A 22552-nucleotide genomic window follows, 5' to 3' on the forward strand; every position below is an offset into this window, starting at 1 on the left:
CTTTATGAGGAATTTTATTATAGTCACACGGACATCTAGTGCATTTTATAGTATAGATAAAGTTTTACCACTACTTAACTAGAACAGGTACTAATATAAACTTAACTCTATATATAATCCTATGCAAATATATATTCAAAGCTTCATGAAAGTGCAACTTTCATGAGCCCCCTGTATGAATTATGTTACGCTCCCTATTTTAATTACAAAATAAATCTTTATAACAAACTAAAGACACCACACGTATAATCTCAGAAATTTCGCAGGAATTTCCTCCATACCTGTGCCCTGTGCCCTCATACTTGTGCCCTATTTTTGCTCTATCAAACTTAAAAAAAGCTGCCACACTCTCGTGCAACAGCTCCCTTTTACTATCTTCTTAAAATTTCTTTTGCTATATCATCGCCAACTTCTGTTAAGAAACTAATTCCTGTTTCTTTTTCAGTTTCTCTATTAGCAGCAAATAAATCATCTCTTGATAATTGATCAATGCTAAACTTTCTAGCTCCTGCCATAAGTTGTTGAAGTCCAGCTGTTAATTTATCTGCAAGAGTCCATACTCCTATTGCACCATAAGGTATATCCTTCATAGCCTCTGCTCCAACCTTTTCTTTTACTTCAAAATATCCAGCAAAAATTTCTTCTGGAGATGTACCAAATTCATCAACAATATGTTTAGGCAATGCATCCCAGTTACCATTTAATCTTTCTCTTCTTTCTGGATGAATAACTGATTCTATATTAGCTCCTAAGAAAGCAGGAATCATTAATGCTCTTCCCATACAAACAAGTTTTGTGAATGGAGCTCCAAGTGCTAATGCCTTAAAGATATGATCTTCTCTAGCAAGACCACCGGCAAATGCCATATCAACAACATCATAACCTTGTTCTTTTAATATTTGTCCATATTCATATGCTTTAGAATGTAAGAATATTGATGGTACTCCCCATGATTCCATCATATTCCATGGACTCATTCCTGTACCTCCACCAGATCCATCTATTGTAAGTAAATCTAACTTAGCTTCTGTAGCAAACTTAATAGCCATAGCTAAAGCTTCCATACCATAAGAACCAGTTTTTAATGTTATTCTCTTATATCCTAAACTTCTTAAATAATCTATTGTTTCCATAAAGTCTGCTCTAACTTCATCAGCAGAATTTAAATTTGTATATCCTAATCTACTATGTCTAGCAAAAGCCTTTATAGCTCCAGATTTAAAACTTTCTTGAACATCTGCTTTTGTAGGATCTGGATCTACTATATATCCTCTTTCTTTTAAGAACAATGCATAGTCTAATGAAGTAACTTGTATTTCACCACCTATATCTTTAGCACCTTGTCCCCACTTAAGTTCGATTATTACATCATCACCATATTTATTGATAACGTATTCTGCCACACCATTTCTTGCATCTTCTACATTCATTTGAATAATTATAGAACCATACCCATCATAATATTTCATATATGATTCTATTCTTCTATCTAATTCTGGTGCTTTTACAATCTTACCATTTTCAATAACTGCTGCTTTATCAACACCAACTACATTTTCTCCAACAACTATTGGAAAACCTACTAATGCTGCTCCTACAGCAAAAGATTCCCAATACTTAGCTGCTATAAATGTAGACCCTAACGCTCCAGTCATTATAGGTATTCTTGACTTAGTTTTTACATTTTTCCCGAAAGTAGTCTCAACGTTTACATTTGGAAAAATACAATCATCGGCACTATTAGACAACCCACTAGCTAATCCATTAGCCCCATAATTATATCCTTGAATCCTTAAGTTATTATAACTTACTCCTACATGATTAATATTTGAGCTTCCTGCTGTAACTGTACCAAAATCTCTTGGATATAGCATTTTTCTACCTTTCATAGTAGACATCCAAGTTTCACATTTACCTTTACAATCTGCTCTACATAAAGTACACAATCCTGACTCTGCCGCATTCCCTCTATTTACGGTATTTAACACATCATTACTTTTTTGATATTGAAACATTATATTACCCCCAATAAAAACATTTAGTTTCACTATTAAATTATAACATATATAAAAATATTTTCCTTTGATGCAAAATAACTTTATCAATCCGAATATATTTTTCGATTTTTGTTGATAAAATAACAAAAGCAGTTATTAATGTTAATCAATTTAGCATTAATAACTGTATTTTGTTTAGAAATTATCATGTAATCTTTTTCTTATTTCATCTAATTTGTAATTTTTTATTAGTATACCATCTTTGAATACAGTAGTTAATAAATTATCTTTACATTTGCTTTGTTCCTCTATTGTTAATTGATCTTTATATAATATATCATCACCATTTCTATAGACATAACACATACCTTTTTGTGATTTTTTAAAATTTCCTGTATCTGTTTTAGGATCTTTAAATATAAACTTTTCTTTACCATTAATCACTGCATGAGTAGCCTTTAGTGCAAATCCAAAAGTATCTCTAGTATTATATTGATAAGTATATGATCCAATACCAAAAACACAATTACTAACAGCAAATCCTTTTGCCATCAATCTCTTACAAATCTCTTCACAACGTTCCACAGTTATACTATCACCATAAATTGTTCCGATATGAGAGTCTAATACCTTATATCCTTTAGAATTAATAGTACCACCAAAAATATCCCATAATAACTCTACTGTTCCTTTATATTCCGGTGAATTTTTATCTACAGTATCGTCACCACAGATTATCTTCACAGGATCACCACTATCACCTCTTATAACTACCTTTCCTTCCCTTTTTAATATATCTTCTTTAAGCTTAGGAAGTATTGATATTATAAGATTCCAATAATCATAAGTATCTGATACTATACTAATAACCCCTGAAGGAAATACCTCATTTATTAATCTCTTGTATGCTAAGTATTCATCTCTACCATAGCTACACATAACACTATGCTCTGTAGATGGAGTTCCAAATGCAACTTCATCTTTTTCAATATTACAATCATAATACTCTTCAAGATAAATTATTGCCGGTATAGTTGCTGTACCAGTAAATGATAATAGATGGCCAGCTGCACTAGCTTCAGCACTTTCAAGAGAACTAAATCCTCTCATACTAAAATCTCCACAAGCTTTCTTTGGCTCTCCATTTTCAACTGTTAAATCAAAATACTTATCTATTATTTCTCTATACCTATAAGCAATACTGGCACTAGTCATTGGCTGCCATATATGACAACTCATCAAAGTTTCTAAATAATTCACAAGCCATGGAAATCTATCGTCAGTATTAGTAATCTCAATCATAGGAGTTTTAATATTTACTCTTTCTCCTTCTGCTACCGCCTTTATCTCTATAGGTAAGTATTCTAAATCATGTAATTCTTCTATATGACTAGCATCAGCAGCAATATCCCCCATAGTTATTGAAATAATTCTTTTATACTCACTAATAATCTCTTCTTTATCCTTCTTAAAGAAATTTTCATTGAAATACTCTATAAGATATTTCTTAATAAAAGGCTGTAATCCAAACATAACCACTTTATCTATATTTTCTTTTCGTGACATTCTTGGTGTCCAATAACTAACTAATTTCGTAAGTCCCTCTGCATAACACATATGATGTATAGTCTTATAAAAATCTGTTAACAATAATGGATTTGTCATTCCCCTCATCTCCTATTAATAACTTTTACTTGTAATGCTTCTATTACATCTAATGCCTTATCATGTAAGCTATCATCAAAACTAGCACAAAGACTAGCATCTACTACTAATTTTGAATTTATATATTCACCTTGAAAAGCAACTACATTACTTATTACGCACATATTTGTAACAACACCAACAAATTCAATAGTATCGATATTATCACCAACTTCTTTTCTTATATTAATCATATCCTCTGGTGATAATGCAAAAGCTTCTTTTTTATAATGCAATGTATTTTCTGCACCTTTAAACTCTTTTAATTTTCCAAATAAATCATGTCCTTCAGTACCATCTATACAATGAAGCACCGGTAGATTCTTTCCTTCTCTAGTTTCTAGATAATTATCATGATGAGTATCATAAGTGAATAATACTTTTTCTCCCTCTTCAAGATATTTTGATATTTTCTCACAAATACCATTCTCTAAAGTACTAGCTTTAGGGAATCCTAATGCTCCATCTACAAAATCCTTTTGATAATCTACTACAACTAATAATTTTTTCATATTATAACACTCCTTATATCTTTTCTATCTCAATCTTTTCACATTCTCTACTTAATATACTGTCAGTAGTATAAACCTTCTTTATTAAATCTGACTTTAATATATCACCATCAAAAATAGTATTTTCGCAATGAGTTACTACTAAATAAATATCTTTTGCACCCATATCCCTTAATTTCTCAGCAGTTAATATAAAAGTGCCTCCCTTTGAACATAAATCATCTACAATAATAGCTATAAACCCTTTATTAACTTCTATATTTTCACTTATACTAAGAGACTTTATTCTTCCAGTTTTAAAATCTCTCTCTTTAGATGCTACTAATATCTTGTTATAGTTTATCTGCTTACTATATCTCTTTTCAGCTCCTGAATCAGGATATACTAAGAATAGCTCTTCATCACTGAAATTTTTAATGGTCTTTTCTACTAATTCCTTAGTTTTATTCACTACTATGACTCTATCTAAAAGAGCAACAGTTACATCAGAATGTGGCTCATAAACTGTAACAGTTTCAAATTTCAAGTCATTTATAATCTTACAAATATATTTTAAAGTAAATAATCTAACCCCTTCTGTTCTATCCATTCTACTATAAGGCATATACGGTATTACTAAATGACACTTTACCATCATTTCATCTAAATGATTTTTTAAAAATATTAAATGCATTAAATCTGAATCACTCTCAAATTTTACTTTAATAACATTTTTTTCATCACTTATTCTTATATTATAAGAATCTATAAAACTCTCACCATTAGGAAATTTCCTTATTTCTATTTTTTCATTGTTTAAAAAAATCATATACTTTAAATTCCCCCCTTAAAAATCATGTTGAAAATTCTCATTAAATTTAAATACTTTTGCCGGTCTATATGGTTTACCTTCAATTTTTTCATCTGTCTCTATAATAAAATTATTCATTTTTCTTCTAAAATTTAATATTTTTCTCCCCATAATAGCCTCATAAACATACTGTAATTCTATTACAGTAAATAATTTAGGTAATAAATTAAAAGCAATTGGTGTATACTCTATTTTATTTCTTAATCTATCTATTCCATAATCTAGTATTTTATAGTGATCAAAAGCTAATTTATTTTTACAACTTTTTTCTAGGGTATATGTAATAGATCTTTTTCTTAAAACACTTTTTTCTATTTTTTCTATAACATCGTATTCTATTTCAACTTCACCATCTTCTGATCTTAAATATAACTTATATTTATTTTCTATATGTAAATCATTTTTAGATTCCACAAGATTCTTTTCTACCCAAAACCATTTCTTCTCTTTTAAAGAATCTAATTCTGTAAATTTAATTTTTTCCTTAGCTACTAAGGCCATACTACTAATTGTTATAACTCTTGTTCTTTTATCCCTATCTACATCTCCAAAGGTATATAATTGCTCTAAATATACATCTTCTATTCCTGTTTTCTCTTTTAATTTTCTTGCAGCACACTGTTCTAAGCTTTCATCTTTTCTAACAAAGCCACCTGGAATACACCACATATCCTTATCTGGTTGTTCATCTCTCTTAATTAATAATACTTGAAGTCCTTTCTTTGGAACCTTCCTAATGTTATCTCCCTTTATATCCTCTGTTGTAAAGATTAAAACATCATTAGTAACACTAGGTTTATCATATTCCTCATCACTATAGTTATCTAAAAATTCCTTTTCTTCACCCATATTTTAATCAACCTCGCACTTATTTTCTTTTAGATAGTATCAAATTGAACTTATGTATTTATAATATGCTTTTTTCATAAAATTGTCAATAGCAAAAAAACTTTGCATAGCGATTAATTCATCACTTCTGCAAAGTTCCTTTATTAATTTACCTTCTTCGTTTATATAATGTTACAAATACAGTAGCACCTATTAATAATCCTATAGAAAATATTAATTGAAAAATAGAGTCACCATCTATATTACTTACTTTTGATACTTCCCAATTCTTACTTACATCAGCCCCATTAATATTCCCAATATTACCATTTGTTATGTCTTTACTAGGATTTTGTCCTATCATATTATTATTATTTTTATTTTCGGATTCATAACTAGAATTATCATATTCTATATTACTGTAAGTATTTTCTCCATTATTATCTTCGTCTTGTTGAGGTCCTTGTCCTTTTTCTCCCCCACCTTGAACGCCCATAGCTTGAATATTTATTGATGATCCATCAATTAGCTTATCTTGATTTGAATCTTGCTCTGTAGTGGTAGATGGTATAGTTCCATCTAATTGACCTTCTATACTTTTAGCCCTTAATATTCCAAATTCCTTAATTGTTTCTACTGCTGTAGTATATTCATCATAAGAGTAAAAAGCTGTTGGATCATTTTTTACATATTCATTGATCATAGAATCTACTTTATCTATAGTTTCAGTAAATTTTCCACTATTAAAATATCCCTCTACTATTTCCTTAAGATATTCATGATATGTTTCTTTATATTCATCTACTTCTAGCAATTTACCTAATATAGGTCTTTCACTTAAATCAATACCACTTACAGGAGTATCAATAGGAAAATTAATAGCTGAAGTAGCTGTTCCCGCTTGGAATCCCGCAAAAGATAAATTATAATCCCATGGCAACATTGTTAATTGTCCATTTTTTTCATATAGACAATAATTATGTTTCATTGAAGATACATAACTATCTAAATTTACTAATGTAGTCTCTACAGCAAAATATCTAAGAACACTATCTATATTTATATATTTATCTAAATTAGTTCCTTCATTTATATTTTTAATCGCTTTAATTACCCTTTGATAATCATCTTCGTTGCTATCAAAAATTGCATTATCAAATATCCCTGAGTAACTATCAGAATTATCATCTACATAAACAAGATCTGTGCCTCCCGATGACATTCCGCCCATACCTGGACCATTATTAGCCATTCCCTCTTTGTTATCAGTACTTTGTTGTTGATTATCGTTATTATTATTCATACTTGGTGGTGATCCATTTCCACCATTATTACTATTCATATCTGGTGGCGCTCCACCTCCACCATTATTACTATTCATATCTGGTGGTGCTCCACCTACACCATTATTGCTATCCATATCTGGTGGTGCTCCGCCTCCACCATTATTACCATTGATGTCTGGTGGTGTTCCACTTCCCCCATTATTACTATTCATATCCGGTGGCACTCCGCCTCCACCATTATTTTCACTTATGTCCGGTAATCCTTTGTTATTTCCCGATGGATTTCCTAAAGAACCATTATTATTATCTTCTTTTGCCCCCATTCCCACACTTTCTGGTTTATATAATTTCCCATAATTAGATCCAAAATTTCTTTCTGCATAGGATTCCTCCATAGCCTCTATCCCTAAATATAGCCCCCAATTTTCACCATTAACAGTTACATTAACATAGTTATGCAATGGCGCTGCTACTGACATATATTCCATTAAACCAAAAGACAAATATTCCTTCATATATGTAGCATCAGATATATTATTATTTAAAATTAACTTATCTAACCCATAGCATGTCTGATTTGAAATATAATGATCAAATTCAATTTTAAAACTATATCTATCTGTAGTATCATCATTAGCAACACTGGTCAAACTTGTATTTCCTTTCGGTCTTATGGCCACATTTTTAAATGCTTTTCCATTAACCGTTACATCACAAGATACATACTCTTCTGATAATGCGTTTTCTAGCATATCATCCCAGCTATCTTCGTCAATAGATATATCTAAATTTATTATTTTATCATGATTGAAAAGTTCTGTCTCATATTCAAATGATGTTGTAATTGAATTTTGCTCCTTTATTCCTAATACCTCTGGAACAAACATGAATATTCCAGTAAAAATCATAGCAAACCCTATAACTACAGCAACAATTGCTTTTAAGTATTTACTTGATATCATAGGTTATAACACCACCTTAAGACATATATTCACCATTGTAGCTTACAAGTACAGCTCTTGATACTCCCTTTACGTTAGAAATTTTATTTACAAAATCAGTAGTCATTTCATTAAGTCTTACTTCTAATGTAAGCTCAATCCCATTAGTTGAAATAGTTTTTGATTTTACCATATGTTTCTTTACACCACTACTAACTACTTCAACTACTCTTCTTTCTACTTCATCATTATAACAATCAACAACCAAGATATATGGTGTATCTTTGCTTTTCTTATTTACAAATACTATCATTATAATCCCAATAAATACAGATCCTATAACTGCTAGTGGAATAAGTCCAGTCCCTAAAACTATACCACCAGCAATTGCCCAAAATAAAAATGCTATATCTAAAGGTTCTTTAATAGCTGTTCTAAAACGAACAATAGATAACGCCCCAACCATTCCTAATGATAAAATTACATTTGAAGTTACTGCCAATATTACTAATGTAGTTATAAGTGTCATTACCATTAATGATACTCCAAAGTTAGCTGAATACATTACTCCATTAAATGTCTTCTTATACACATAAAATATAAATAAACCTAAAGCAAAAGCTAAACCTAAAGCTATTAATGTATCAACAATTGAAAATGAAGATGTTTTTTCTAAAAAACTTGATTTAAATATATCATTAAATGTCATTTTATTTCCCCCTAAAATAATATAAATAAAAATTATCCAAAATTTCTGCATACCGCATATTTTGAAAATGATGTTTGTTCCCTATTATTCGTTTGAATTACATCACTTATTATATCTGGAAGAAATTCATCAAATTTCACTTCCAATATAATAGTATTGTTATTATAAGCAATATCGTGAGCAATCATAGGTACATCAAAATCAAAAAAATCTGTAGAATTTATTCCTGTCCTTATATCACTGTCAAAAGTAATTCTTACATTACCCATCTTATATATAAAAGGTTCTCTTATATAATCAACTATAGTCTTAGGCTTTATCCTTTGGTACTGCATTTTACTATATAATTCATTTAATAATTTTTGATCAATATATTTCATCCACTCTATATCCCCAGAAATTATTTTTTCACATTCTTCCTTTGTTACTCTAACTGACTCCTTTAAGCATAACCCGTTAACTTTACTTTTTTTCTCTAGTTTTATAAAAGATAAATCTTCATTATAATAACGGATTCTAAATTTTTCTCTACATCTGATTCCATCTTTTTTTTCTCTAAGTACCTTATTATCATCATTATCAAAGTAAAGACTACGTATTTTATATCTACCATGATTATTAGCATTTCTATCATGTTTGGCAACTACATTTAACCGTTGTCTTATCACAAGATAATCACCATATGTTATGTAGTGTTTCAATTCATGTCTAAATTTAGGTTCTTTTTTCACTAATTTATCACCTCCATAATATTGTTAAATTTTTATTAAACTCATGTTAAATAATTGTTAAATAACCAAATATTATTATAATTTTCTAATATGGACGCCATGTGAATTTTACGTGTATTAATTAAGCTATAAATAAAAAACTTTGAAAAATATTATCCATAATATCCTTCAAAGTTCCTACTATTTTATATTTTCTATTTCCAACTTCTGTATAAACTCTCCATTATTTATAGTTGTATCTAAAAAAATATTAGATGACTTATTTAAAATATCTCTCACATTACTAAGCCCCATTCCTCTACCTTTTCCTTTTGTTGAAAACCCTTTTTCAAATACCTTATATACTGGTGGAGTATTTTCAATACAACTATTAATTATTACAATAAGAATAGATTGCTTCTTTTTTATTATTCCTAATTTTATAATAGGTTTCTCACATACCTCTGCAGCCTCGATAGCATTATCAAGCAAGATTCCAATTACTCTAACCATATCTATGATATCCATAGATATATTATTTATTTTATCAGATATATCTACAAATACATCTATTCCTTTACCCTGAGCCCTTATAATTTTTGAAGATAATAATCCTTTCAATTCTACTACTTCTATATTTTTAAGTAATCCTATTCTAAAACTATTATTCTTTATTCCTTCTCCTAATGGCATTATATTTTTATAAAAATGGTTTTTTAATCCATTCATATTGTTTTCTTCTATATACCCAACTATAGACGATAATATATTTATATAGTCATGCCTGAACTTTCTCATATCTGTATATACTTCTTCTAGGCTATTGGTATAGTCTTGCAAATTTCGCAATTGTTCTTTCTTATTTCTATATTCCATTTCTTTTGTTATCGTTTTTATCATAGTGAATAATATGACAAGTAATAAAACAAAATATGAGATAAATAATATATTATTAAATTCTATTACAGTACCTCCAACTCCTATTTTGTTAGCTAAAATAACATTAGAATAAATAATTAACAAAGTTAAAAATACAATTGCTATCATAAGTATTGCAAAACTTCTATCAAACTTAGCAGTTAACACATCCCAATATTTTGTAATAGTTAGTTTAACCATTCTGCTTAATATTAATATAATAATTACTGTTATTAAATATAAAAAGAAATACCTTTCTAAAGAATATCCATCATATCTTGCAACTTCAATATGTACTAATTTTAAACATAAAAAACTTAAAATATAGTCACTAATTATCATTACAACTACAGCCATCAATGTAAAGAATACACTAGTAAATATATTTCGATTGTGAAAATATACGAATATTATTTGTATAAATGTTAAAACTATTATCCCTAAAGATTCAACTTGAAGCTTTAATGGGACAACTGCTACTAAACTTATAAATAAAGTATACATTAAATACTTCTTATTAATTTTAAATGGTACTAAAGATATTAATGAAATATACATTAAAGATATTGATGCAATTACTTGTACTACTAATTTCATATTCTCACCTATTTAATCCATAGTTTTAATATTATTATATCATACCGAAACAGTTTTGGTATTTTTTTTATTTAATTCTTAAATATTTAAAACAATGTAATTAGTTATAATTTTATTATTTTATTGTATTTTTAGTTTTTATTTTTAATTTATGCATAATTATGATATAATTTTATTATATTATAATTTATACTGCTAGCTACTTTTAAAAGGAGTGTCCAAATTGCTTAAAATATTCTTATGCGAGGATAATTCTAATCAAAGAAATACAATATCTAAATTAATCAACAATTTGATTGAAAAAGAAAATTTTGATATGGATTTAACTCTTTCAACACCATGCCCTCAAGATATAATAGATTACTTAAAAAATAATAAAACAACTGGATTATATTTTCTTGACGTAGATTTAAATTCTACAATTAATGGTATTGAGCTCGCTCAAATTATTAGAAAGTATGATCCTGTAGGATTTATTGTATTTATAACTACTCATGAAGAAATGAGTTATCTTACTTTTACATATAAAGTTGAGGCCATGGATTATATAGTTAAAAATAATTATCCATTTATAGAAAATCGCATTTTACAATGCTTAGAATTGGCTAATGAAAGGTATACTTTTAGAAGTGATACCCCTAAATCCAATTTTATATTAAAATCTGGTGATAAGATAATTAATGTTGAGCCTTCAAAAATAACTTTCTTTGAAACCTCAAATACTATACATAAAATAATACTTCATACATTAGATAGTCAAATAGAATTTTATGCTCAACTAAAAGATATTACGAAGCTTGTAGATCAACGCTTTTATAGATGTCATAAATCTTTTTTAGTGAATACAGAGAATATTGAAAATATTGATACTACATCTCGTATTATTACTATGATAAATGGCGAACAATGCCCTATATCAGTAAAGTACTTAAAGCAATTTAAAAAGACGGCAATACAAAAGTAATATGTATTGCCGTCTTTTTATATTTATACATCTTTATAATCTACATCTATTACATCTTCTACATCAAATTTATTTTTTCTATCTTCTTTAAAATTTCTATTATTTATTTCATTATTTATCTCTTTTGTTGCTTTATTCAATTTATATTTACCATAAAGGTATATCGCGACACCTAAAATTATTATTATAGGTAATAACCAAATTAAAGCTTTAACTATAAATAGCACTACAAATAATGCTAAGAAAGTGTACAAAATTCCTTTCCACATAATAATCTCCTCTGCTAATATATTTGTATTTTTTATAATTATACCTCGTATATCATAAGATTTCAATATAAAGTTTATAATATGCTATTATATAGTTATATTTATTATTTATAATTGTTTCATCTACAGTGTACATTGTATGAAAAGTGTATATTATATGAAAAGTTTATCTCATAAATTAAAAAGGCTGTGCACTATTTTTAGTGCCACAGCTCTTTTTTACTTAATTATGAAGTTTTCTTTTTTCTTTTAATCAGTACAACTCCTACTAATACTATCAATATTGCTGCACCTACTATAACTGTAACACCAAGTCCCCCTGTTTTACTTAGTACTGTAGCATTGTTTTTATTTACATTATTTTTAGATCCATTCTCTCCTGTTTCATTATTACTTGAGGAACCTCCATTGTTATCTGTTGAGCTTCCATTATTCGATGTATCTGTTGGATTGCTTGGATTTGTTGGTTCAGATGGATCTACTGGCTCGCTTGGATCTGTTGGTTCAACATAACCAGTTCTTTCTGCTACTATAGCTGAACTATCATATCCATCTTTTAATCCATCTAAGTTAAGATTTAGTTTTTGGAATTTCTTAACTAAGATTAATCCATCCATTGCCGGAACTTTAACTGTTATCTTACCATCTTCGATTTCATAAACAGAATCTTCATCTAAAGCATCATATAATTTCTTAGCATCTATATTCTTAAGATCTATTGTAACTTTTTGAGACTTAGTACTATTGTTCATAAGTACTAAAATTTCATTATCTTTATCAAATCTTTCATAAGCAATTACTGAATCATTTCCTGTACTTATTGAATTAATATCTCCTGTTCTTAATGCTGAATAAGCATTTCTAACTGCAGCTAAAGTTGCATATCTTTCAACTAATTCCTTATCACCTTTACCCCAAATCATACCTCTTCTATTATCTGGGTCAGCAGCTCCTACCATACCAAGTTCATCACCATAGTAAATAGTTGGAGTTCCTGGATAAGTCATTTGGAAGAATGGTATTAAATTCATTTTACTTCTTGCAGCTTCTGAAGCTTCACCAACATGTCTAGATTGATCACTATCGTCTACTCCATCAAGAGCAGAAAGTACTCTTGGCTTATCATGAGAACCTACTAAATTCATCATTGCTTGGAATGCTTCTTCTGGATATTGTTCTCTCATCTTTTCAAGTTCATTCATTGCTAAATCAGCTGTCTTACTTCCACCAACATAACCTAACACTGAGCCTCTAAATCTATAGTTCATAACAGAATCATACATATCGCCTAAAAGATACTTAGAAGCATCTGTCCATATTTCTCCAATAACAACATTATCTTCTCCAGCTTCTTTTACAGCATCTCTAAATGCTCTCCAAGTTTCATCTGAAACTTCATCAGCAACATCTAATCTCCATCCACTAGTACCTCTATCTAGCCATAAATTAGTTACAGAATCTTCATCAGATATAATATCTTCAGCCCAAGACTTAACATTTAATTCTGATCCATCTAAAGATTGAATTATTGGCATTGAATCGAATCCATTCCATCCTTCATATCTATAATGATCACCAGCTTTTTCATTGTATATTTTGAACCATTCACTATAAGTAAAGTCAGTTATTCCTTCTGCTTTAAATTCTGCTTCTGCAGCTTTAATTGCTTCTTCTTGAGATACAGATTTTTCATTCATTATATCATATACTTTTGACCAATATTGATATGCACCTAATGGTTGTCCTGCTGCTTTGTATTTTCCATATCTATCAAAATATACAGAATCATCAGAAACGTGATTAAATACACCATCTAATATTACTTTCATATCTCTCTTATTAGCTGCCTTTATAAGACTAGTAAAGTCATCTAAATTACCAAGTATTGCATCTACAGCTTCATAATCACTTATGTCATATCTATGATTTGAAATTGATGCATTGATTGGGTTTATATATACAATGCTAACACCCAAAGATTGTAAATAATCTAGTTTTTCCTCTATACCTTTTAAATCTCCGCCAAATAAATCATTACTCCATTCTCCATCCCCATCTTCATCACAGTTAGGATTATCTGGCATGCTATACCAATCTGTTGGGAATGTATATTTAGTTTCTCCTCTTCCTGTAGTTTGTGCATAATCATTACTAGTATCTCCATTAAAGAATCTATCTGGGAATATTTGATACATTATTCCGTTCTTCATCCAATCTGGAGTCTTATAATCTGATTTATATACATTAACTTCATATGGTTTAACAGTTCCAGGTTCTCCACCTTTTCCTTCTCCAAAGTAAGTATCATCATCACCATATACTTTAGTATCTTCACCATTTGACACTAAGAAGAAATACTTATAAATACCTATCTCAGTAGCTTTATATTTTCCACTCCACATGTTGTTCTTACCCTTAGTTAGATCAACATATTCAACACCATTATCACCTTGTACCACTAATTGAACCTTAGTTACATCATCACCAGTTTTTATTTTAAATGTTGCAGTTTCATTATCTGCTAATGCTCCATATGGCTCTTTATAATCTGTACTTCTAGAATTATAATAAAGTTCCTTAGTTTTAACCTTTATATCTGCTGCATTAGTATATGCTAAATCTAAAGTTGGATCATAAGAAATTGTAACAACTTTTTTATTAGCTACAGTAAATGTTGGCACATCTACTTCTTTATCCTTTAAAACTATTTTGTAATTACTATAACTACCTTTGTCTAAAGTTACATCTATTGAATATCTACCATCAAGTAATTTATCCTCTAATGAACCTACAATAGTGTCTCCATCTTTTAAACTCATTTCAATAGGACTATACTCTAAAGAATTTACTATTACATGAGAATCATCATTATACGTAAACTTAACATTCATATCTTCTGGCACTGTTATAGAAATATTCTTTCCATCTTTTTCTGCATTGGCTCCATAATTTTCTCCCCAGTCACCCATAGCAACTTTATAAAGATAAGTACCTGCTTTTAAATCACCACTTAATTCATAAACACCATTTCCTACATAAGTCATAGTTGATTTTAATCCACCAGCTGGATTCCAAGATCCTGATTCACCCAACGCTGTTTGGATATCACCAGCTAATACTACTTTTCTACCTTTATATGCTGGAAAACTGATTAAAGAATTTCCATCTGCAGTTGTATCGCTATTAGTTGGATCAACTATCCAATCTCCATCTACTATAAACTTATACTCAATTTCTCTTGCTTCATCACCAAGTCTAGTTGTATAAGACCATACACCATTATTATCTACATCTAAAGCAACTTTACCATCTGACCAGTTAGTAAAATTACCTACTACATATACAGAATCTGCATCTTTATTTTCATATTTAAATGTTATTGTACCATTGGCATTAACTTGAGATTTAACCACTTCTGGCTCTTCTTCTACAGTACCTGTTTTTAACCCTAATGCTACTAAAACAGTATCTTTATTCTCTATAGAATTGTACATCTTATGTGCTACAGGATCTATTACAAATACTACAAAAGCACCACCTTCTGGTACTGTAAATTTACCATTAGAACCTGCACTTGGTAATGTTAATGCGTCATCCCATGCATAATCACCGACTGCTTTATATTCATATGTCCCAGCATCATAGTATTTACTATACACTAATTTTCCGTCTTGACTTAGATTTGTAAACTCATAACCTTTAGTAGCAGGATTCCATGCATCATCTCCTCCTCTTGCACCACCAATCAATGAATATACAACATTAAGATTGTTCTCATCTAAATCACTATATGCCATTACATAATTATCTAAATAATTTCCTATCACTGTTAGCTTAGTTTCTTTTCCTGTTAAAGTAATACTAGCATTTGAACCTATTTCACCGTTGCTCCATATATGTCCATAAGAAACTTTATACTCCATTTTACCAGTTGCTCCTGGCTTTACATCAAAAGTTCTCTTATAAAATCCCCCACCTATGTATTCCATATCCATGTTAGCATCATCTTGCTTCCATGTTTGTCCATCAACAATAAATGATTCTATTCCACCAACTAATGTTCCGCAAGATTTAAATGAATCTTTATCATTCACTGAATCATAGACCTCATCATCTTTACTGCTGTATCTTATATATACTTTACTGTCTTTATCAGCTGTTACTGATTTAGATGTTACTGTTTCGCCATCCTTTATAACAGTATATTTCACATCACTTCCAGTACCATCAACAGAAGTTTCATAAATACCATTTTGATATACTTTCATTGTTTCTTTTACGCCATTAATTTCAACTTGTAACATTGAAATTTTATCAGTTTCTTCAGCAGAAACATTCCCTTTATAAGGTAATAACGTAATAAAAAGCACTATTGCAGTAAATAAACTAATAAATTTGTTCAAATTTTTCTTTTTCATACTTCCCATAACTTTCCTCCTACAGATTATTTAGAAATTTGCAAATAGTTTACTATAAAAACCTTTACATATGAAATTATAACTATTATTAAATTAACTTTTTTGATAGATATATTTTCACATTAAAGTTTACTTAAATTATATCATAGTGTTTGTCTATAAATAACAAAAAAAGACCTTATAAGGTCTTTTTGTAAACTATTACATATTTTACATTAGCATTATCGTTATTTTCTCTAACTAAAAAATATTAAATATATGTACTAAATAATTTATTCACTTTCTGTATCATTATCAAAGTTTTCTTGCTTATATTCCATAACACTATCAGCTATAGCTGCCGCTATATTTTCCTGACCAATACTAGATTTCAAATACTCTAAATCATCACTATTAGTGAGAAATCCTATTTCAACTAGAATTGCCGCTGCATTATTATTTTTTAATACTGCTAATTCTCCATCACTTTCATATTTTATCCCTCTACCAGGACTATAATTTAAAGCATTTAACTTAGCTTGTACTAATTCCGCTAACTTTGCTCCATCTGTATTAGGATATCTACACCAAGTTTCTATACCATTATAAGTTTCATCTTCCCCTCCATTACAATGAATAGATATAAAAACATCCGATTTAGCTCTATTAGATATATTTACTCTTTCTTTAAGATCCTCAATCTCATCTCCAGTCCAAGATAAATTATCACTTTTTCTAGTATATATTACTTTAACATCTTCTTTTTCCAGCATCTTTCCAAGCTTTAGTGCAACTTTTAAATTTATATCCTTCTCCTTTACACCAGAAGCACTTTTCGTACCTTCATCATGACTTCCATGACCAGGATCTATACATATGGTAAATTTATCATCATCTACGCTTGCTAATGCTATATCTTCAGCGTTCTCCACCTCCTCTTCACTAAATACATATGTAACAAAATTCTTTCCTTGTTGGAAAATAAAATTAAAAGTACTTATAACTCCAATAATAGCAAAAAAGAGTACAGTTAACCTTATAGTAACCCTTCTTCTTATCCTTCGTTTTTTCTGTTCTTTTGCAGATAATTTACTTTTTCTTGACATATTCTTCTCCTAAAACTATTCTAGAAATATTCCTTAATAAATTTAACATAAATCTTTCATTTTGTTAACTTCAATAATATTTTCGTCTCCCCCATAAAATAGTTTATTAAATATAAAATTTTTTATAAAAATACTCTAAGAAAAGTTTATATCCTTTTCTTAGAGTACTCTTTACTTTTTATTTTTATTATATCTACTATCTGCCTTTTCTAAAAAATCTTTTTGCTCTACTATATTTTCTTCAAACTCTTCAACTGCATTCTTTGTAAAATTTCCAATAGCCTTCATATTAACTTTACCTTTAATATTAATCACTCCTTTTATATTTATTTTTAGTGATTACATAAAATTTTATTCACTACTAATAGTGACAATATTTAAGATAAAACTTCAATACTAACTAAAATTTTATTATCTAGATTCAACTATAAATCTAATGGCAGTCCTCTCCTCACCATCAATAGTAATTTCAGAAAAAGCAGGAATTACTACTAGGTCTATTCCATTTGGTGCAACAAATCCTCTTGTAATTGCTAATGCTTTTACAGCTTGATTTACAGCTCCTGCTCCTACAGCTTGCACTTCTGCAGATACGTTTTCTCTTAATACTGCTGATAATGCTCCTGCTACAGACTTGGGTTGTGATTTTGCTGATACTTTTAATACTTCCATATAATATCCCCCTATTACATCAATTATTATTTCAATAATATAGTAATTCTATATAGTTGCATAAAATCCTTTTTTTTACTGTAATCCTTTAGATTTTTTTATTGCCATTTTTCTACACTTTTCCCCTTGACTTATTAGTATTTCTCCTCTAGATATATCATTGTTAATTTTTACGATAACTTTTTCCTTTATCATATTTCTAATTTCATTAAAATACTTTTTCTTATTACAATATAATTTTGAGAGATCTTTTTCATTTATTTCAATTTTTATATCTCCTTCTCCCTCTATATATCCTTCTTTTATGATATCACAATAGATTGATCCTTCTACTAATTCTCTAAATGCAGGATGAAATGGCCCATCTATTATGTCTCCATCATAATTTATTTCATTAGTAGTTTGTAAACCTACTCTTATTATCTCTATATCATTATCAACTAACATCTTATAAACAACTTTGCATATATCTATAGCTTCTTCCAATGCATATGGCTTATATATTCCCATATTAAGCATCTTTTCCATAGGAGTATTTTTTATTACTAATGAAGGATAAATTCTACATAATGCAGGTTTCATTTCTATTATCTTTTTTGTTGTTTCTATATCTTTCTCAAAAGAATCTCCCGGTAACCCTAACATCATTTGATGTCCCAAAGTAATTCCATATTCTTTTATTAGACTACTAGCTTTATATACATCTTCTATTGTATGTCCCCTTCCGGACTTTCTTAGCACTTCTTCATCTAAAGATTGAACTCCTAACTCTATTATGTCTACATCATATTTTTTTAAATGTTCTAAAATTTTTCTATCTATATAGTCTGGTCTTGTAGACATTCTTATCTTGTCTATTAATCCATTGTCTTTATATTCTTTAGCTACAGATAAAAGTTCCTTCTGCTTCTCTATAGGTATCCCTGTAAAAGTACCTCCGAAAAAAGACACTTCTACTATAGTATTTTCTTTATTTATTGTAGTCAAATATTCCTCTATAGTATTTATTACATCTTTTGCTGTAACTCTATTCTCTTCCCCAGAAATAGTTTCTTGATTACAGAATACACATTTATGTGGACACCCTTCCTGTGGAATAAAAATAGGTATTATTACATTTCTACTTTTCATCTATTACCTCCAAATGATTTAATAAATCTTTTGCAGCTTTTTGTTCTCCTTCTTTTTTAGAGTATCCTTCTCCATAACCCTCTATTTCATTGTTAACTAACACTTTAACAAAAAACTTTCTTCTATGAGGTGGACCTTCAAATCTTATAGTATCATATACTATTTCTGAATCTCCTAACTGCTGATAATATTCTTGTAATTTTGATTTATAATCCATAATTATCTTATTCTCTGTAGCTAAATTAATTATTTCTTCAAAATTTTCTAAGACAAATCCTCTTACTATTTCCATACCTCTGTCTAAATATATAGCAGCTATTATAGCTTCCACAGCATCAGCTAAAATAGAAACTCTGTGTCTACCACCAGTAAGTTCTTCACCTTTACTCATTCTTATGAATTTTCCTAAATCCCACTTAGTAGCTATTTTATATAAAGAATTTTCACAAACTATCAAAGAACGTAGCTTAGATAATTCTCCTTCTTTTTTTTCTTTATATTTATTATATAAATAATCTGATATTACAACTTGTAATACAGCATCTCCTAAGAACTCCAATCTCTCATTATATTCTACTTTTATCTTTGGTTTAGCATATGATGAGTGTGTAATTGCTTCTAAAAGCAAATGTCTGTTATTAAATTCTATTTTTAATCTCTTACTCAACTCTTCTATTAGTATTTTTTTATCCATATATGTCTCCTTTAACTTAAGACCATTCTTCAAATTACCATATAATCTCAAGAATAACCTCTAAATAAAAATTAAGTCTCGCATTTAAGCGAGACTTATATTTTAACCTTCTACGCGTTCTCTTATGTATTCAACTACATCTCCAACACTACTTACTTTATCGTAGTCTTCATCAGATATTTCTATTTCAAATTCATTTTCAATAGCCATTACTAATTCAACTACATCTAATGAATCTGCACCTAGATCATCTACAAAAGAAGATTCTAATTTTACCTCATTTTCTTCTACACCTAATTGATCAACAATTATAGCCTTAACTTTATCAAATATCATCCTAAACACCTCCTAACTCTATAATGATAATAGTATAATAAATTTATCTCGTCAATATATATTCTAAAAAAATGTTAATTTATACATCTGTACTGTCTTCTTTATTATCATTAATACCCTTATGAATTTTATCTACTACTTTTCCTTCATATAGTGCTATACATTGATTGATTCCATTCTTTATTGCATAAGCATCAGAACTTCCATGTGCCTTAACGCAGATTCCTTTAACACCTAAAAATGGTGATCCACCAGTTTCTCTGTAATCGTATTTCTTTTGAAAACTTTTAAAAATAGGTTTTAAAAGCAAGCCACCAATTTTTCCTCTAGTGCTACTGATAATTTCAGCCTTTATACCTTTTAATAAAGTAGATGCTACACCTTCATACATTTTTAACACTGTATTTCCAACAAATCCATCACATACTACTACATTTACATCTCCCTTAGGTATTTCTCTTGGCTCTACATTACCTACGAAGTTTATATCCATAGTCTTAAGTAACCCATATGTGGCTTTTGTCAGCTCATTACCCTTTTCTTCTTCTGCACCTATATTTACAAGACCTATTGATGGATTTTGTATTCCCATTACATTTTCATAATATACTTTTCCCATCATTGCAAAATCTTTTAAAAATTCTGGCTTACAATCTACATTTCCACCTACATCTACTACCATAAATGGCCCATTTTGCCCCGGCATAATTGGTGCTAGTGCTGGTCTTTTTACTCCCTTTATTCTACCTACAATTAAAGTAGAACCAGATATAAAAGCACCAGTACTTCCTGCAGATAATATACCATCAGCTTCCCCTGACTTCACCAATTGTAGACCTTTTACTAAAGATGAATCTTTTTTCTTTCTTATTGCAGCAGTAGGACTTTCATCATTACTTATAACTTCTTCTGTATGTACTATTGTTATTCTATCTTTATCATAATCATATTTGCTTAATTCTTTTTTTATTACATCTTCTTTTCCTGTAATAATAAGATTTAAGTCTGTTCTTTCTTTTACAGCATCAACAGCTCCCTTTACTATATCTACTGGAGCATTGTCTCCACCCATTCCATCTATAACAAATATCATATACTTCGTCTCCTATCAAGTATTAATAATTCTATAACTATTATATTATTTGTTTAACCTAGGTGCAATTGATATTTCTATAACAAAAAAATAAAAGAAAGTCTTACGACTTTCCTTTATCTTATTCTTCTGTAGAAGCAATAACTTCCTTGTCGTTATAAGTACCACAGTTTTTGCACACTCTGTGAGAAAGCTTCATTTCATGGCACTTTGGACATTCAACAACTCCTGGTAGACCTAACTTAAAAGTTTGAGCTCTTCTAGAGTTTCTTCTTCCTTTAGAGAATTTTCTAGCTGGATTTCCCATCAATAACACCTCCTCTTAGTTGTTGTTCAAAAAGTCTTTTAGCTTTTCAAAGCGAGGGTCTATAGAGGAATCTTCACAGCTGCACGTGTCAAAATTCTTATTAGTTCCACACTGTTGACATAAGCCTTTACAATCAGTTTTACATAGAACCTTCAGCGGTATAGAAAATAATATATCATTTTCTAATACTGTAGCAAGGTCTATTATATCATTATGAATAAAGATGATATCTTCATCCTCATTACCACTATTGCGGGAAAGTTTTTCGTGAATTTCCACATTTATTGGATAATTTACCTCTTCAAGACAGCGACTACAATTAAGTATTAACACTCCTTGAACTACCCCGTCTAAAAAAATTAAGTTATCTTTTTCTCCTATAGTACCTACAAATTTCAAAGGTTCTTCTATTTTGTAATTTTTTAAAGAAGTAAAGCTTTCTTTATCTAGCTGTAATTCCACTTCTTTACTATAGGAATTTTTTTCTTTAAGTTCTCTTAAATTTAACTTCATATTGTTACTCCCTAAAAA

20 protein-coding genes are annotated in these 22552 nt (G+C 29.2%); 1 reads left to right on the forward strand and 19 read right to left on the reverse strand.

The features are described 5' to 3' along the window. Positions 1-371 precede the first annotated feature (371 nt). The 9 genes from CM240_RS09290 to CM240_RS09330 all read right to left on the reverse strand — a co-directional run bounded on the left by CM240_RS09290 (position 372) and on the right by CM240_RS09330 (position 11052). Positions 372-2015 carry a glutamate synthase-related protein gene (locus tag CM240_RS09290; protein ID WP_044038642.1) on the reverse strand — a complete coding sequence of 548 codons (1644 nt, stop codon included), beginning with the start codon at positions 2013-2015 and terminating at the stop codon, positions 372-374. Between the two features lie 177 nt (positions 2016-2192). Next, positions 2193-3662 (reverse strand): nicotinate phosphoribosyltransferase, encoded by a 1470-nt coding sequence (locus tag CM240_RS09295; protein ID WP_044038644.1) that lies wholly within the window; start codon positions 3660-3662, stop codon positions 2193-2195. Positions 3663-3667: 5 nt separating this feature from the next. Continuing rightward, complete coding sequence (locus tag CM240_RS09300) at positions 3668-4213, reverse strand: cysteine hydrolase family protein (protein ID WP_044038647.1); 546 nt, start codon at positions 4211-4213, stop codon at positions 3668-3670. Between the two features lie 13 nt (positions 4214-4226). Next, complete coding sequence (locus tag CM240_RS09305; protein WP_044038649.1) at positions 4227-5021, reverse strand: ribose-phosphate diphosphokinase; 795 nt, start codon at positions 5019-5021, stop codon at positions 4227-4229. An 18-nt stretch (positions 5022-5039) separates the two neighbouring features. Further along, positions 5040-5912: an NUDIX hydrolase gene (locus CM240_RS09310; protein ID WP_044038651.1), complete on the reverse strand. Its 873-nt coding sequence runs from the start codon at positions 5910-5912 to the stop codon at positions 5040-5042. A 148-nt stretch (positions 5913-6060) separates the two neighbouring features. Beyond that, the gene (locus CM240_RS09315) at positions 6061-8139 is read right to left on the reverse strand and encodes a CotH kinase family protein (RefSeq protein ID WP_044038653.1); all 2079 of its coding nucleotides are present in this window, start codon (positions 8137-8139) and stop codon (positions 6061-6063) included. A gap of 16 nt (positions 8140-8155) precedes the next feature. Then, on the reverse strand, positions 8156-8827 hold the full coding sequence (locus CM240_RS09320) for a DUF4956 domain-containing protein (RefSeq protein ID WP_044038655.1): 672 nt from the start codon (positions 8825-8827) through the stop codon (positions 8156-8158). Positions 8828-8859: 32 nt separating this feature from the next. After that, positions 8860-9558: a polyphosphate polymerase domain-containing protein gene (locus CM240_RS09325; RefSeq protein ID WP_044038664.1), complete on the reverse strand. Its 699-nt coding sequence runs from the start codon at positions 9556-9558 to the stop codon at positions 8860-8862. Between the two features lie 180 nt (positions 9559-9738). Then, complete coding sequence (locus tag CM240_RS09330; protein ID WP_044038667.1) at positions 9739-11052, reverse strand: sensor histidine kinase; 1314 nt, start codon at positions 11050-11052, stop codon at positions 9739-9741. A 223-nt stretch (positions 11053-11275) separates the two neighbouring features. On the opposite strand from CM240_RS09330, the gene CM240_RS09335 reads away from it, so the two are divergent. Continuing rightward, positions 11276-12016 carry a LytR/AlgR family response regulator transcription factor gene (locus tag CM240_RS09335; protein ID WP_044038669.1) on the forward strand — a complete coding sequence of 247 codons (741 nt, stop codon included), beginning with the start codon at positions 11276-11278 and terminating at the stop codon, positions 12014-12016. 23 nt (positions 12017-12039) lie between these two features. Here CM240_RS09335 and CM240_RS09340 read toward each other — a convergent pair whose 3' ends face one another. The 10 genes from CM240_RS09340 to CM240_RS09385 form a co-directional block, all read right to left on the reverse strand. Then, positions 12040-12285 (reverse strand): hypothetical protein, encoded by a 246-nt coding sequence (locus CM240_RS09340; protein ID WP_044038671.1) that lies wholly within the window; start codon positions 12283-12285, stop codon positions 12040-12042. Positions 12286-12512: 227 nt separating this feature from the next. Beyond that, positions 12513-16712: an alpha-amylase family glycosyl hydrolase gene (locus CM240_RS09345; protein WP_051483786.1), complete on the reverse strand. Its 4200-nt coding sequence runs from the start codon at positions 16710-16712 to the stop codon at positions 12513-12515. Positions 16713-16975: 263 nt separating this feature from the next. Continuing rightward, the gene (locus CM240_RS09350) at positions 16976-17788 is read right to left on the reverse strand and encodes an N-acetylmuramoyl-L-alanine amidase family protein (protein WP_044038673.1); all 813 of its coding nucleotides are present in this window, start codon (positions 17786-17788) and stop codon (positions 16976-16978) included. A 411-nt stretch (positions 17789-18199) separates the two neighbouring features. Next, on the reverse strand, positions 18200-18460 hold the full coding sequence (locus CM240_RS09355) for a stage V sporulation protein S (RefSeq protein ID WP_044038675.1): 261 nt from the start codon (positions 18458-18460) through the stop codon (positions 18200-18202). Between the two features lie 75 nt (positions 18461-18535). Next, the gene (locus CM240_RS09360; protein WP_044038678.1) at positions 18536-19591 is read right to left on the reverse strand and encodes an elongator complex protein 3; all 1056 of its coding nucleotides are present in this window, start codon (positions 19589-19591) and stop codon (positions 18536-18538) included. Next, entirely contained in the window at positions 19581-20285 is a 705-nt protein-coding gene (rnc, locus tag CM240_RS09365) for a ribonuclease III (protein ID WP_044038680.1), read from the reverse strand. Before rnc ends, CM240_RS09360 begins: the two co-directional genes overlap by 11 nt. A 102-nt stretch (positions 20286-20387) precedes the next feature. Then, positions 20388-20621: an acyl carrier protein gene (acpP, locus tag CM240_RS09370; RefSeq protein WP_044038682.1), complete on the reverse strand. Its 234-nt coding sequence runs from the start codon at positions 20619-20621 to the stop codon at positions 20388-20390. A gap of 79 nt (positions 20622-20700) precedes the next feature. Next, a complete protein-coding gene (gene plsX, locus CM240_RS09375) occupies positions 20701-21714 on the reverse strand; it encodes a phosphate acyltransferase PlsX (protein WP_044038691.1) in 1014 nt (337 codons plus the stop codon). Positions 21715-21835: 121 nt separating this feature from the next. Beyond that, positions 21836-22021: a 50S ribosomal protein L32 gene (gene rpmF, locus CM240_RS09380; RefSeq protein WP_044038693.1), complete on the reverse strand. Its 186-nt coding sequence runs from the start codon at positions 22019-22021 to the stop codon at positions 21836-21838. 15 nt (positions 22022-22036) lie between these two features. Continuing rightward, positions 22037-22534, reverse strand: a complete 498-nt coding sequence (locus tag CM240_RS09385) for a YceD family protein (RefSeq protein ID WP_044038695.1) — start codon at positions 22532-22534, stop codon at positions 22037-22039. Positions 22535-22552 lie beyond the last annotated feature (18 nt).

The sequence above is a fragment of the Clostridium bornimense genome, from assembly GCF_000577895.1.
GTDB classification, from domain to species: Bacteria; Bacillota; Clostridia; order Clostridiales; family Clostridiaceae; genus Clostridium_AN; species Clostridium_AN bornimense.